General features: G+C 55.2%; 13 protein-coding genes. 5 read left to right on the top strand and 8 right to left on the bottom strand.

Translation table 11 applies throughout. The features are described 5' to 3' along the window. The first annotated feature begins 1 nt into the window (after position 1). On the top strand, positions 2-838 hold the full coding sequence (locus tag J7395_RS12035; protein WP_209221627.1) for a transporter substrate-binding domain-containing protein: 837 nt from the start codon (positions 2-4) through the stop codon (positions 836-838). A gap of 68 nt (positions 839-906) precedes the next feature. Here the strand turns inward: J7395_RS12035 and J7395_RS12040 are convergent, their stop codons facing one another. From J7395_RS12040 to J7395_RS12075, 8 genes are all read right to left on the bottom strand, one after another. Next, positions 907-1518: a hypothetical protein gene (locus J7395_RS12040; protein ID WP_209221628.1), complete on the bottom strand. Its 612-nt coding sequence runs from the start codon at positions 1516-1518 to the stop codon at positions 907-909. Continuing rightward, positions 1515-2138 carry a hypothetical protein gene (locus tag J7395_RS12045; protein WP_247742102.1) on the bottom strand — a complete coding sequence of 208 codons (624 nt, stop codon included), beginning with the start codon at positions 2136-2138 and terminating at the stop codon, positions 1515-1517. The genes J7395_RS12040 and J7395_RS12045 overlap by 4 nt, the downstream gene beginning before the upstream one ends. A gap of 68 nt (positions 2139-2206) precedes the next feature. Next, complete coding sequence (locus J7395_RS12050) at positions 2207-3751, bottom strand: ABC transporter substrate-binding protein (protein ID WP_209221629.1); 1545 nt, start codon at positions 3749-3751, stop codon at positions 2207-2209. A 10-nt stretch (positions 3752-3761) separates the two neighbouring features. Further along, positions 3762-4631, bottom strand: coding sequence for an ABC transporter permease (locus J7395_RS12055; protein WP_209221630.1), 870 nt, complete (start codon positions 4629-4631; stop codon positions 3762-3764). After that, positions 4632-5570: an ABC transporter permease gene (locus tag J7395_RS12060; RefSeq protein ID WP_247742103.1), complete on the bottom strand. Its 939-nt coding sequence runs from the start codon at positions 5568-5570 to the stop codon at positions 4632-4634. Between the two features lie 333 nt (positions 5571-5903). Then, positions 5904-7481 carry a SpoVR family protein gene (locus J7395_RS12065; protein ID WP_062952965.1) on the bottom strand — a complete coding sequence of 526 codons (1578 nt, stop codon included), beginning with the start codon at positions 7479-7481 and terminating at the stop codon, positions 5904-5906. 26 nt (positions 7482-7507) lie between these two features. Then, positions 7508-8857: a YeaH/YhbH family protein gene (locus J7395_RS12070; protein ID WP_097050744.1), complete on the bottom strand. Its 1350-nt coding sequence runs from the start codon at positions 8855-8857 to the stop codon at positions 7508-7510. A 145-nt stretch (positions 8858-9002) separates the two neighbouring features. Then, on the bottom strand, positions 9003-10949 hold the full coding sequence (locus tag J7395_RS12075; protein ID WP_062952549.1) for a PrkA family serine protein kinase: 1947 nt from the start codon (positions 10947-10949) through the stop codon (positions 9003-9005). A gap of 666 nt (positions 10950-11615) precedes the next feature. On the opposite strand from J7395_RS12075, the gene J7395_RS12080 reads away from it, so the two are divergent. The 4 genes from J7395_RS12080 to dctP all read left to right on the top strand — a co-directional run bounded on the left by J7395_RS12080 (position 11616) and on the right by dctP (position 14656). Further along, positions 11616-11951: a rhodanese-like domain-containing protein gene (locus J7395_RS12080; protein WP_209221632.1), complete on the top strand. Its 336-nt coding sequence runs from the start codon at positions 11616-11618 to the stop codon at positions 11949-11951. Between the two features lie 303 nt (positions 11952-12254). Further along, the gene (locus tag J7395_RS12085; RefSeq protein WP_082824803.1) at positions 12255-12800 is read left to right on the top strand and encodes a helix-turn-helix transcriptional regulator; all 546 of its coding nucleotides are present in this window, start codon (positions 12255-12257) and stop codon (positions 12798-12800) included. 21 nt (positions 12801-12821) lie between these two features. Then, a complete protein-coding gene (locus J7395_RS12090) occupies positions 12822-13361 on the top strand; it encodes a GNAT family N-acetyltransferase (RefSeq protein WP_209221633.1) in 540 nt (179 codons plus the stop codon). Positions 13362-13657: 296 nt separating this feature from the next. Beyond that, complete coding sequence (dctP, locus tag J7395_RS12095) at positions 13658-14656, top strand: TRAP transporter substrate-binding protein DctP (protein ID WP_062959199.1); 999 nt, start codon at positions 13658-13660, stop codon at positions 14654-14656. Positions 14657-14799: the final 143 nt, after the last annotated feature.

Genomic DNA, 14799 nt, shown 5'->3' on the forward strand with positions numbered 1-14799 from the left:
AATGGGCTTTCACAAAACCGGGATGCTTCTGGTCGGGGTCACCTTTGCAATTATGCCGTTTGCCAACGGGATGGCGGGCGAAACCCTTGATCGTGTGATGGAAACCGGAACGCTGGTCGGTGCGACGGCCGATGGCTATCCGCCGGTTGCCTTTACCGATGAAAACAATCAGCTAACCGGTTTTGATGTCGAAGTCGCACGTGAAATCGCCAAACGGCTTGGCGCGGAGTTCAAACCGGTTACACCCTCTTGGGAAGCACAGGTTGCCGGACGCTGGGCCGGGCGGTGGGATATCGCGGTCGGTTCCATGACCCCGACAACCGCACGCGCCGAAGTCCTCGATTTCCCGGCGGTCTATTACTATACCCCGGCAATTCTGGTCACGCATAAGGACAACACAACCTATCAGTCCGCATCCGATCTGGATGGCAAGGTGGTCGGCGCCTGTGCCGCCTGTTCGTATGAAGATTACCTGCGCCATAACCTTGTGATGGATGTCGAGGGCGTGCCGCCCTTCGACTACGAAGTCACACCGGGCCGGATCCAGACCTATGAGTCGGATGGCATGGCTTTTGATGATCTGCGTCTGGGGGACGGTGTGCGCATTGACGCGGTTCTGTCCAACGTACCAACGGCAACCGCCGCAATTGAAAACGGCATGCCGTTCCGCATGGTGGGCGAGCCGCTGGTCTATGAGCCGCTCGCCATCGCAACCGACAAGGGGGATGCGGAATTCAACGCCAAAATCACCGAAATCGTCGATGCCATGCGGGCTGACGGAACGCTAGGCGCCCTTTCAGAAAAATGGTTTGGGGTTGATCTGACCACGGTGAAATAGCCGATCCGATTACCGCATAAAAAAGCCGCCCGAAACCAAACGTCCGGGCGGCTTTTTGCTATGACTGCTCAGGACGGCGTCATGCCCTTTAACCACGGCAGGAACCCGTCAAGAAACCGTGTCGTCGCGGGCATGAAATGGCTGCCGTGATGATACATCGGGTCAAGCGTGGTGACGATCATCCGGCCCGGCGTGGTGACCGTATCGTCATAAAGAACCGACCCCAGATCACCAACATCAATCAGCGATGCCGCCCCCTCGGGCACGATCAGATGCCCGTGATGATGCCACGTCGCATCGGCCAGCGTAATGTGATCAAATAACGGATGATCTGGTGCGGTTACGTGAAGGCCAAGGCTGCCGCCTTCCTTCCACCACCAGAAATTGGTCGGGGTGAAATGCCATTCGATCCCCGAAATCCATTCTGCTGGTCCGGTCGATCCCATGATCACGAGCGTTCTGCCGCTTTCAAGAAACTGCCTGAACTTTTCACGGTGCGGCCGCAACACGGACGGATCGGTACGGCATGACACAATCAGCGTGTCATAATCCTCAAGCACCGTATCGCCCAGTTCACGGGTATAGATCACGCCATCGAAAAAGTCGCGATAACGCGGCTCATAAAGCGTTCTGTGATGGTAATAGGTCCCGCCATCAAGGGCTGCAATCCTGCTGGTCATGATGCGCCTCCCTGTTCGTGATCATCGCCACCGGCCCAAAGGCAAAGCTGCGGCACGATCCGTGCGGTGCTGTCTTTTGATCCGGCATACATCCATAAATCATTGCCTGCATGCATCAGGATGCGTCCGCCCTCGGGGCGATGATAAACCCAATCGCACGGCAACCGGTCCGGGCCAACCCCGTGCAGGGCAATCGCACCCTTGGGTGGCGGGTTGTAACCGCGGGCATAAAACCCCGCCACACCGCGCCGGAATGTCAGATGCTGCGTATCCACGCCTTCGAAAACCGGATGATCGGCAAGGCGATGAATGATCAGGTTTTCAAGCGACTGGCTTTCAAGCGGAACAAAAGTCTCAAATTCCGGCAACATCGGCCATGCGACATGCCCGTTAAACACAAGCGTCCCACCCTGGGCAAGGAACCCCTCGATCTTGCTCGTCAGCGTCCCGAAAAACCGCTGATCAAGATGGGCGGGCAACATCAGGGCGGCATAGGGTGAAAGATCGATATCGCTCAGGTCGTAATGATCGATCTGTGCGATATTGGGCGCATGATCACCCACATCGGGCAAATCATCCCCGGCCCCCTTGATCGGATTGATAAACAGGCAAAGTCCCATGGCTGTTTCCTGCAAGAAAAGCGCGTAAAATCCCGTCCCCGGCGATAATGCCGGGGACGGGAAGATCGTCAGTCTTTCGACACACTCTTGAAGTCATAGAAGAAGCCGGACGGATGGATGCGATAACCTTCAACATCCTTGGCCGAAGCCCCGACCGAAACCTTGTGCACCAGCGGAATGATCGGTGCATCGTCATGCAGGATATTTACCGCCCTGCGATAGGTTTCGTCCTTTTCCGCGCCGGGCGAAAGGGTCCGTCCGGTATCGACCGCCTCGTCAAAACCGGCATTGTTCCAGAACTGGTAATTCAGCCCGGCGTTCGAATGGAACTGCGATTTAAGGTGCAGGTCCGGATGGCCGGTCATTTCCGGGGTCCAGAACACGACCGAAATGTCATATTCACCGCGCTTGACCAGATCAAGCATCCCTTCCCAGGTATACATCTGCACATCGGTGGCGATGCCGTTCTGGTTCAGAAGGGCGGCGAGTGCCTCGGTAATCGCGGGCATTTCGGTTCGGCTGGAATAGCTGAGGATACGAAGTGTCAGCGGCGCGCCATCCTTTTCCCATTTGCCGTCATTCTGTTCATATCCGGCGTCGTTCAGAAGCGACGTCGCCAAACCGGTATCAAGCTTGAACGGGGCATCGGCCTTGGGCGCCCAATCAAATTGCGGGCCAAAGAAATCCCATGCCGGTTCGCCAATCCCGTCAAGCGCACCCTTGACGATCAGATCGCGATCCACCAGCGCATTGACCGCCTGACGAATGCGCACATCCGAAAGCGGGCTTTTGTCCCCGGCATTGAACGCACCGTAATAAAGCCCGGCAATCGGTTTGGAATAGACCTTGAAGTTTTCATCGCGTGACAGACGTGCCACATCGGATGGCAGCATATTGTCGATGAAATCAACCTCACCGGCTTCAAGGGCCAGCGTGCGCGAATTGTGATCGGGGATGAACCGGTATTCGACTTTCGAAAGGGCCGGTTTTTCACCCCAATACCCATCAAAACGCGTCACGATGGTACGGTCCTGTTTGCGGTATTCCTCGAACTTCCAGGGGCCGGTGCCGATCGGTTTGACGAACTCACCCGCATCATTGAACGATGCCTTGGCATAAATGCCGGTGATCGCGTCGGTCAACTGGTTGGGAAGTGCGGCAAACGGTTCGTTCGTCTCGATCTCCAGAACCAGCGGTTCGGCCACCGACATCTGCTTGATGTTCAAAAGGTCGGCAGCATAAGGCAGCAGCGCAATCACCCGTTCGAGCGAGAATTTGACCGCCTCGGCATCAAGCTTTGTTCCGTCATGGAAGACGACATTTTCACGCAGGTTGAAATGCCAGACAGTCGGTGAAACGCGTTCCCACGATGTCGCAAGACCCGGAATGGTGTTCAGGTCATAATCCAGTTTGACCAGCGTATCGAGGATCTCGCTTTCATTGAAAAAGCGTGACCGGCGCGGCTGCATCGCCAGCGGAAGGGCTTCCCACATGGTGCCGACAACCAGCGTATCCTGTTCGGTTGCCGCTGCTTTCTGTGGTGCGGTTGCGATGGCACCGATTGCCAGTGTTGCAAAGGCAAAAGTGCAAAGGGTCTTCCTGAATATCGTCATAATGATCCTTCTAGTGAAGATAGTTGATCTGACTGAGCCGGAAACGATCGCCAAGCGCGTCTCCAAGCAGGTTTACGGCAATGACAAACCCGGCAATGGTCAGGCCAGGCGCCAGAACCAGCCGCGGGTAATCGCGAAGATAGTTGCGGGATTCAGCAATCATCAGGCCCCATTCCGGCGTGCCCGGTTCAACGCCAAGCCCAAGGAAACTGAGCCCGGCAAAGGACAGGATCACCCAGGACATGGAATAGGCACCAAGCGTCAGAAGCGGCCCGACGATATTGGGAAGGATATGGCGTCTTGCGATCCGGTGATGCGGTGCGCCAAGTGCCTCGGCTGCCATGACATAGGGCTTGGCCCGTTCGACAATCACCGCATTTCGAACGATCCGGGCATAGTCGGTCCAGTGAATGGCAATCAGGGCAATGATAACGGCGTTAAGTCCAAGCCCCAGCACCCCGGCAATGATCATGCTGATTGCCAGTGCCGGGAAAACCGAAATGCCCTCGCAGAACCGCATCAGGATGCGGTCCGGTGTCCCGCCGATCATTGCCGCAACCGTGCCAAGCAGGCTGCCAAACAGCGATGACGCAATTACCACGACAATCGCCGATGCGGTGGTAAGCCGTGCGCCATAAAGCAATCGCGAAAACACGCAGCGCCCCATCGCATCCGTGCCCAGCGGATAATCCAGACTTGGCGGCTGCAACCGAAACAGGAATTGCGTCTGATAGGGATCATGCGGCGCAAAGAACGGCAGGATCAGGATCGCCACCATCACCGATACGACAATGGCGGCATACATATTGCCATTCCGGCCAAGAAGGATGGCCAGCTTTTCGTGGGCGACGGATTTGGGAACAAAGGACCGCGCCAGCATCTAGACGATCTCGCGCGTGCGGGGGTCGTAAACCGATATGGTGATATCGACGATCAGATTGACCAGAATGTAGGATGCCGCAATCAGAAGGAAACAGGCCTGTATCGCCGGATAATCACGATTAAGCAGCGATTCCACCAGATACCGCCCGATCCCCGGCCACGCAAACAGCGTTTCGACAATGATCATGCCATCAAAAATCCGGGCAAATTGCAGCCCGGAAAATGTCAGAAGACCCGGCACGATATTGGGAATGGCATGATGCAGAACCACGCGCCGCCGCCTGCCGCCCTTGGCGCGTGCGGTGCGGATATAGGGTTTTGACAATTCTTCCAGAAGACTGCTGCGCACGAACCGCGACAGAACGCCGGTGATGGATGTCGCAATCACAAGGGTCGGCAAAACGGCATGCTGCCATGTGCCGTGCCCTCCGGTTGGCAACCAGCCAAGTGCAAGCGAAAACAGCAGGGCAAGCAACAGCGAGTACCAGAAATTCGGGATCGACATGCCGATCACACTGATGATCCCCGCAATCCGATCTATTCTGCTGTCGGGATAAACCGCACACACAATACCGATCGGCACCGCAAGCAACAGGGCAACCGCCAGCGCGCAGACCGCAAGGATCAGCGATTGTTCAATCCGCAACAGAATGTCGGTGATAATCGGTTCGCGGGTCACAAGCGAAAGACCAAGATCGCCCTGCATCAATCCGCCCAGCCAGCGCAGATACTGCAACGGCAACGGATCATTCAGACCATGCGTATCGGCAAATCGCGCAACCTGGGTGGCATCGGGCAGGGTGCCATCCATCTGCGCCATCAACAGGACTTCGGCAAAATCACCCGGCATCAGCCGAAGCAGGGCAAAACCCGCAACCGAAACGGCAAGCAGCAGAACAAGAGCATGTGCAATGCGGGCTGCCAGGCGGGACGCCATCGGATCGATTTTCCATCTTGCGCTATGAACCGGGAATTCGAAACCGCACCGGGTGCGGCACGAATTAATACCGCAAGTAATATGCAGTTGCATGAAAGTGATGCAACTGATTTCCATTATTAATTAAGGGGCCTGTGAATAAATCGATTGTACCTGCTGATAAAGCACAATCTTTGGGGGTGGTTGTGCCGAAGTCACGGTTTTAGATGGATAGGTTCGTGGCCTGATACAGCTTCAGGTTTTCTTTGGTGCGCAAAAATACAAATCCTGTTCCGCCGTATTTCAACGATACGGATCGGATTCTGGATCGGCTAAACTGCCGCAGAGATACGGTCAGGCGTTGGCAAGGTCTTCGGGGGTGTAATCCATTTCATGCAGGATTTCGCCGGTTTCATGGTCGACGGCCTGTAAAGTCACGCCATATCCCCACAACTGCCCGATATAGCCCAGGGTCATTTCCGCTTCGGACTTTTCAAGCCGGATGCCGTCATGTTCGGTATGCTGGATGTAAAGCTGCCGGTTGCCACGAATATCAACATCAACCACCTGCATGTCCGGTTCGCGGACCGAAATATCATGCATGCGCGCCAACGCGCGGCGCACTTTGCGATATCCGTTATCGTCATGGATGGCGGCAACTTCCAGATGCGGGCTGGAACTCAGATCCTCGATCAGGAACATCCGCATGTCGCGCATCAGTTTCGGGGACAGGAATTGCAGGATGAAGCTTTCATCGCGGTAATGCGCCCATGCCTCTTTTAGCGTTTCAACCGGCTCATTATTGCCTGCAATATCGGGGAACCATTTGCGGTCTTCCTCGGTCGGGTCGACACAGATGCGGTGAATATCCTGCATCATGGCAAAGCCAAGCGCATAGGGGTTAAACCCGGAATAGCGCGGATCATCATATTCGGCCTGAAACACGACGCGCGAATGGTAATCGATGAATTCCATCATCGCACCTTCGGAAATCAGACCCTTGTCATACAGGCTGTTCATGATCGCGTAATGCACATAGCACGCGCAGCCTTCATTCATCATCTTGGTCTGTTTCTGTGGATAGAAATACTGCCCGATATTGCGCACGATCCGCAAAATCTCGCGTTCCCACAACTGCATGGACGGGGCATTTTTCTCCAGGAAATAAAGCAGGTTTTCTTCCGGCAGGCCAAACTGGGCCCGGCGTTCTTCCATCCGCATTTTTCGGCGCATTTCATCAAGGTCTTCATCGTCCTTTTCGGCCTGGGGCAGGGTGCGCCACAGATCGTTATAGGTCTCGTCCTCGTATTTCGCGCGTTCGCGTTCGCGTTCAAGTTCCTCGGCCAGATTGGGTTTTTCCGGGTGTGAATACCGGTTTACCCCCTGTTCCATAAGCGCATGGGCCGCATCCAGAACCCGTTCGACCGCATCAAAGCCGTACCTGTCCTCGCACTTGGCGATATAGCGTTTGGCAAATTGCAGATAATCGAGAATACCTTCCGCATCGGTCCATTGCTTGAACAGGTAATTGTTCTTGAAAAAATGGTTATGGCCAAATGCCGCATGGGCAATCACCAAGGCCTGCATGACGATGGTGTTTTCTTCCATCACATAGGAAATGCAGGGGTTGGAATTGATCACGATTTCATAGGCAAGACCCTGATATCCCTTGCGATACATCACATCGTCGCGCACGAACCGTTTGCCGAACGACCAGTGGTGATACATCAACGGCATACCGATGGATGAATAGGCATCCAGCATCTGCTCGGACGTAATCACCTCGACCTGATTGGGATAGACATTCAGCTTGAGCTCGTTGATTGCAATATCCTCAATCGCGTCATAGGTGGCTTTCAGGGTGTTGAAATCCCAATCCGCACCGGAAAACAGAAGTCCGGGCGCGCTATCGGATGCGGCGGTTTTTTCCATGTCCGCTTTGGTCGTGCGTTTCTCGGTCATCCTTTGACCCCGCTTAGTTTTTCTGCACGGTTCTTGGCAAACAGTTCCCGGAATACCGGGAAGATATCGGCGGCCTTGGTCACCCGTTTAAGGGCAAATCGCGCATTGGTGCGTGCAACCGGGGCATAGGCCTTCCAAAGGGCGGTTTCCCCTTCGGCGGACGAGAAAATCTCGGCCTCGCGCTCGTCGGTAATTTCGATATAGGCGTAATACTGGCATTTCGGCAAAAGGTCTTCGGCCAGCAACGCCGTGCATTTTGCCCCGTCATTGGAATAATTGTCGCCGTCCGATGCCTGTGCGGCATAGATGTTCCACTGATCAGTCGGGTAACGATCCTTCAGCACGCGTTTCATTTCCTCTAACGCGGTGGAAACGATGGTGCCGCCGGTTTCACGCGAATAGAAAAACGTTTCCTCGTCCACTTCGGCGGCGCGCGATGTATGGCGGATGAACACCACATCGACATGCTCGTATCTGCGGTGCAAAAACAGATGCAGCAACATGAAGAACCGTTTGGCCAGTTCTTTCATCTGCTCGGACATTGATCCGGACACATCCATCAGGCAGAACATGACCGCCTGGGTGTTTGGATCGGGGATTTGCTGGAACTGGTTGAACCGTGTGTCGATGGGGTCGATGAAGGGGATCGCCTTCATGCGGCGCTTGGCTTCCTCAAGTTCGGCCAGAAGCATGTGAAGCGTGTCTTCATCCGTCTTGGTCAGTTTGCCGGATGGGCGTTTTTCCGCCTTGGCCTGAAGGGCGGCGATCCTGTCTTCAAGATCACGAACCTGTGCGGTTTTCGGGCGTCGCAAACCGATCCGGCGCGCCAGCGAGTTGCGCATGGTGCGCACAAGGCTCAGGTTCGATGGCGTACCCTCGACCGAAAAACCGGCCCGCGCCGTACGATAGGCGGTGGTCTGTTTCAGACTTTTTTTCAAAAGGTCGGGCAGCTCCAGATCTTCGAAAAAGATATCCAGAAACTCGTCACGCGTCAGACTGAACTGAAATTCGTCCTCGCCCTCGCCATCGGGGCTGGCCTGTGATCCGCCGGCACCACCATCGCCGCTTTGCGGGCGGGCAATCCGGTCGCCAGGCACAAACTTTTTATTGCCGGGCAGGACATAATTGCGGTCCCCGCCGCGGCGTGCGTGATGGAAACCCGGTTCATGCAGGGTCTTTCCCGGAATGGTGATGGAATCGCCGCTATTGATATCGGTAATGCCGCGGGTGCGGATGGTGTCTTCTACCGCCTTTTTGATCTGTGCCTTTGCGCGCCGCATAAAGCGCTGCCGGTTGCCAAGGCTTTTGCCTTTCGGGTTCTTGCGGCGGTCGACGATATAAAGCATGGGCCATCATATCCTTGCTTGCGCACGTATCGTTTCGAGAACCCCGGCCGACGCTCGTTGGAAAACCGTCGGCCGGGAACTCGGTGCACCGGGCGGACAAGGGGACAAACCGCCCGGTGCGGGTCGGCAAAGCCGCAGCTTGGGCTTAACCGGCCTTGTTCACACGCATATACCACTCGACCAGACGACGGGTCTGACGTTCGGTATAGTTACGATCAATCATGCGTTTGACGAACTCGTTATGCTTCTTCTCGGTGTCGCTGTCTTTTTTCGACCCGAAGGAAATCACCGGCAGCAGGTCTTCGACCTGGCTGAACATGCGTTTTTCGATGACTTCGCGCAGTTTTTCGTACGATGTCCATGCCGGGTTCTTGCCCTTGTTATTGGCACGTGCACGCAGGGCGAACTTGACGACCTCGTTGCGGAAATCCTTCGGATTGGCGATACCCGCCGGTTTTTCGATCTTGGACAGTTCCTGATCGATGATCTTGCGATCCAGCAACTGACCGGTATCGGGGTCCTTGAAGTCCTGATCCTCGATCCATGCATCGGCATAGGCGACATAACGGTCAAACAGGTTCTGGCCATAATCGGAATAACTTTCGAGATAGGCCTTCTGGATTTCCGCCCCGATGAACTCCGCATAGCGCGGGGCCAGTTCGGATTTGATGAAATCCATATAATCCTTCTCGCGTTCCTCCGGATATTGTTCGCGCCGGATTGCCTGTTCCAGCACATACATAAGATGGACCGGGTCGGCCGCAACCTCGTGGGTGTCGTGGTTGAACGTTTCCGAAAGCACCTTGAAGGCAAACCGTGTCGAAATGCCGTCCATGCCCTCGTCGACACTCGCGGTATCGCGATATTCCTGCATCGATTTGGCTTTGGGGTCGACATCCTTCAATGTTTCGCCGTCATAGACGCGCATCTTGGAATACAGGTTTGAATTCTCGTGTTCCTGCAAACGCGACAGGACCGAAAACTGTGCCAGCATCTTAAGCGTACCGGGCGCACATGCCCCCTGTTCCAGTTCGGATCCCTGCAACAGCTTGTCGTAAATCTGGGTTTCCTCTGTCACCCGCAGGCAATAGGGGACCTTGATCACGCTGATACGGTCGATAAAAGCCTCGTTGTTTTTATTGGCCTTGAAGGTTTGCCACTCGGCCTCGTTCGAATGCGCCAGAATAAGGCCCTGGAACGGGATCGCACCAAGGTTCTCGGTGCCGATATAGTTGCTTTCCTGTGTTGCCGTCAGCAACGGATGCAGCATCTTGATCGGGGCCTTGAACATCTCGACAAATTCAAGAAGTCCCTGATTGGCGCGGTTAAGCCCGCCGGAATAGCTGTACGCATCCGGGTCGTTCTGGCTGTAATATTCAAGTTTGCGGATATCGACCTTGCCGACCAGCGACGAAATATCCTGATTGTTTTCATCGCCTGGCTCGGTTTTGGCAATCGCAATCTGACGCAGGCGCGACGGGATCAGTTTAACGACCGAGAATTTCGAAAGATCGCCGTTAAATTCATCAAGCCGTTTGACCGCCCATGGTGACATAAGCCCGGTCAGGCGGCGTTTGGGGATGCCGTATTTGTCTTCGATCGCATCACCCATCTTGGCCGGGTTAAACAGGCCAAGCGGGCTTTCGAAAACCGGGCTGATCTGATCGCCGGCTTTCAGCACATAGATCGGCTCGACCTCCATCAGTTCCTTCAGCCGTTCGGCAAGCGAACTTTTGCCGCCGCCAACCGGGCCCAGCAGATAAAGAACCTGTTTGCGTTCTTCCAGTCCCTGGGCGGCATATTTGAAGAAACCGACGATGCGTTCGATGGTTTCTTCCATGCCAAAGAAATCCTCGAAGGCGGGATATCGTTTGATGGTGCGGTTCAGGAAAATTCGGCCGAGACGGGAATCGGTCGAGGTATCGATCATTTCGGGTTCGCCGATTGCCTTGATCATCCGCTCGGCTGCGGATGCGTAGGCCGATGGATCATCGCGACATAGATTAAGATAGTCCCGGATGGTTAGTTCGGTTTCGCGTTTTCCGTCATAGCCTTCCGCATACAGCTCGAAGATGTCCTTGTCTTCAGCCATGGCGCGGTCTCCTTTCCAACGTTATCGCACTTCTGTCAGATGTCGTTTCCTGTGTTCTTTTGATCTTGGGGCTTAACCGGCCTGATGGGGGCGGCGGGCCCGATCCTGTTGCAAGAATGCAGCGGGTTTGCTGCACTGCGGCAGCATTGAAAATAGCCGCCGTTCATTCTGTCTGCGCCCGAAATAAACATCTCGTTTAAGCGGGCGGTGAGTAAATAAACTAATGAACTTTATTTAAGGTTCGTTTAAAGGTCTGCCAGATATTGGCAAAGAAAACGGCTTTGATGACTTTTTAGAATGGCTTGCAATATTTGCAACCGATGATGGAAATTTTGCGGCCCCGGCACGCGGCAGCCCAAAGTCACTTTTTGTTGCGGGCAGACATTACCGGTGAATACACCCGGATAGGGTCTGCTCCTGTAACCTTGTCCCTTTGACGTGGGGCTTCCGGTTTCATTCCGCAATGGCCAACTTACGAATATTGTTGGTAAAAACGCATGCGAAACGATCACTTCAAAGTGACCGGCCCCGACATCGGGAATAGCTTGGCCGGCCGACGAAAACATCCGCCGCAGCCGTTTTGCAATTGCACAGTCAGGCTGCAAAATTTATATCAGTCCACTGTCGTCCACTGTGCGCCAAACCTGCCCCGAAGGGAAGTAACGAATGACCGATGGTAGTGTGACTTTCGTCGAAAGTGGTGAACTCGATCACCTGATCGCACAGGGCAATGTGACCCTGATTGATGTCCGCGAACCCGACGAATTCAAGTCCGGCCATATCAGCGGGGCGATCAATATGCCGACCTCGAATTTCGACATTCCGGCACTTGTCGACCTTGCCGACGATACAGAGACGGATCTGGTCTTCATTTGTGCCGTCGGCCAGCGATCTTTCGGCGCTGCCAATGCTGTTCTCCCGCACCTTGATTGCAAGGTGATGAACCTCAAAGGCGGCCTGCAAAGCTGGACCCGCGACGGATTTGACCTAACCCAAGCCTAACAAACGCCACGCGCCTTTCCCTCTATCCGCCCTCGCATCCACAACCCAAACACCAAGAATCGCAAACCAAACTGGAGCAGGGGGGGCTCCGCGCCAACACGCCTACCCACAGACCCTCTTCCTTCCTCGCCCTCATCCCTTCCTCGTATTCTCCTTTCCTTGTTCTTGTCCTCGTCCTCGCTCTCGCTCTCGTCCCCCCACTCCCGCTCCATACGCCACCTCCTCCAACAACCACATCGATTCTCGTTGACGATTTCTCATATATGGGAATAATTCCCTAATTGTCGAGCTTGAGGTGGTGGGATGATGGATCGGAGGATTGCGGAGCGGTTGGGTGCGCTGCGGGCGGAGCGGGGATGGTCGCTGGAGGAGCTGGCCGCGCGCAGTGACGTCAGCCGGGCCAGCCTGTCGCGGCTTGAGAATGGCGAGGTCAGTCCGACGGCGCATGTTCTGGGCAAGCTCTGTGCCGCCTATGGCCTGCCGATGTCGCGCCTGATGCAGATGGTCGAGGACGAGTTCAAACCGCTTGTCTATCGCGGTTTGCAGCGGACCTGGGCCGACCTGGAGACCGGTTTTTTCCGGCGGACGGTTTCGCCACCCGCGCAGGGGCTGATGGCGGAAGTCATCGAATGCGAACTCGATCCCGGCGCACGGATCGAATACGAGGGAACGCCACGCCCGGGGCTTGAACATCATCTGGTGATGCTGGCCGGGCAACTGCATATCACGGTGGAGGGCAAGGCCTATGTGCTGAATGTCGGGGATTGCCTGCGATACCGGCTTTCAGGCCCCAGCAGCTTTGAAGCCCCCGCCGATAAAGGCGCGATCTATCACCTTTTCATCGTATGAAAGTATGAGGCCCCCCAAAAAATGAGCGACCAGATTACCATTGCAAGCTTTGACCCCGATCAGCTTGAAAGCCACCTGGAGGCGTTTGGCGAGATGCTGCATGCCTGCGTTCATGACGGGGCCAGCATCGGATTTATCGAACCGTTTGATGCCGCCGCCGCAATTGGCTTCTGGCGCGACATGGTCCTGCCCGCCATGCGGGGCGGCAGGCGCGATCTGTTCGTGGCGCTGCTGGGGGGCAGCAAGGTGGTGGGAACCGTGCAGCTTGATTGCGCCACCATGCCCAATCAGGTCCATCGTGGCGAGGTCTGCAAACTGATGGTGCATCCGCAATATCGCCGCATGGGCATTGCGCGAAAACTGATGGAGGCACTGGAAAAACGGGCGTTTGCGAAAGCACGTCATCTGCTGACACTTGATACGAGAACAGGCGACAGTGCAGAGCCGCTTTATGCCTCGCTCGGCTTTGAAACGGTGGGCGTGATCCCGGCCTATGCCCGTGATCCGTTTTCCGAAAAGCTGAGCGCAACGACGGTGATGTATAAGCGGCTTGCCAATTAACGCGCAGGTGAACGATTCCCGTATTCTGTATTCAAAACCGTTTTTCTGGCATGCCAGATTACGTAGAAAAAGTGAATAATCAGCCCGATTATTCACTTTTTGCATTGCAGCATGTGATTGCCGGGCAGGGCGCTTTCCCCCGGAACAGAAGACCTTCATGCTGCTGTGCAGCGCACTAAGGGTTAATGCGTGTGACAGTGGTATGACCAAAACATCTTGAATGCCAAACCGGGATGAGCGCATCTTTGCGCCTGAAAGCTTTTGTATAAAATAAAAAACCCCGGAGGACGTTCGTCATGAAGAAATTTGCCCTTGCGGCGGCCCTGATGGCTGCCGTTGGTTTTACCGGCATGACCCATAGTGCCATTGCAGCCGATCTGACATTGCGGATTTCGCTGCAACTGCCGATGAAAAGCCATCTTGGTCAGAACCTTTTGATGTTCAAGAACGAGGTCGAGGAAAAATCGAACGGCGATATCGCGGTCGAGATTTATGACAGTGCGCAGCTTTATAAGGACAAGGAAGTTCCCGCCGCCGTCGGTTCCGGGGCGATTGAAATGGGTGTCGCATCGCTGACCCGTTATGTCGGTGATGTGCCGGCGGTCGATGTGTTCTATCAGCCGTTCCTGCTTGATTCCGAAGAGAAAGTCCGTGCCGCGGTTGCCAAGGGATCGCCGGTACGTGGTCCGCTGGATGAGGCGATTGCCGATACCGGTGCGACCGTCCTGTGGTGGCAGGCATATGGCGGATCGATCATGCTGTCGAATGGTGGCCCGATCAAAGGCCCGGAAGGTCTTAAAGGCCAGAAAGTCCGCGTGTTTTCCAAAACCCAGGGCGATTTCATTTCAGCGGCTGGCGGTGCGCCGACCCTTATTTCCGGGTCCGAGCAATATATCGCCTATCAGCGTGGCACGGTTGATGTCGGCATGACCGGCATGTCGGGCGTCAAATCCCGCCAGCTTTGGGAAGTCATGGATACCGTGACCGCCACCAACGATGCCGATGTTGAATTCATCGTGGTGATCAATACCGATTTCTGGAACGGCCTTTCGGATGCACAGCGCGACATCATTTCGACCGCGGCGATGAATGCGGAAAAAGACGTGCGTGATCGCATGTCATCGATCGAAGCCGAAGCCTACGAAGAAGCCAAGGCCAACGGCATGACCGTCTATACCCCGACCGAAGAGGAAATGGCGGCATGGCGTGAAGTTGCCAAACCGGTTTACGAGGAATTCCTTAGCCATACCGGTGATCTGGGCAAGCAGGTTTTTGACGCGGCGAGCAAGCTTTAAGCCTTGCCCGCGGACGATAGACTGAACTGCCAATAAAGAAGACATCACCGCATTTTCGGCAACCAAGCCGTTGCGGTGATGTCTTTTCATCTATTCACCAGTCTCTCTTTTCAGGAGGCGGTCGGGACCGGAGGCCACCATGC

It is taken from the genome of Thalassospira sp. A3_1, assembly GCF_017744215.1.
GTDB lineage: Bacteria > Pseudomonadota > Alphaproteobacteria > Rhodospirillales > Thalassospiraceae > Thalassospira > Thalassospira lucentensis_A.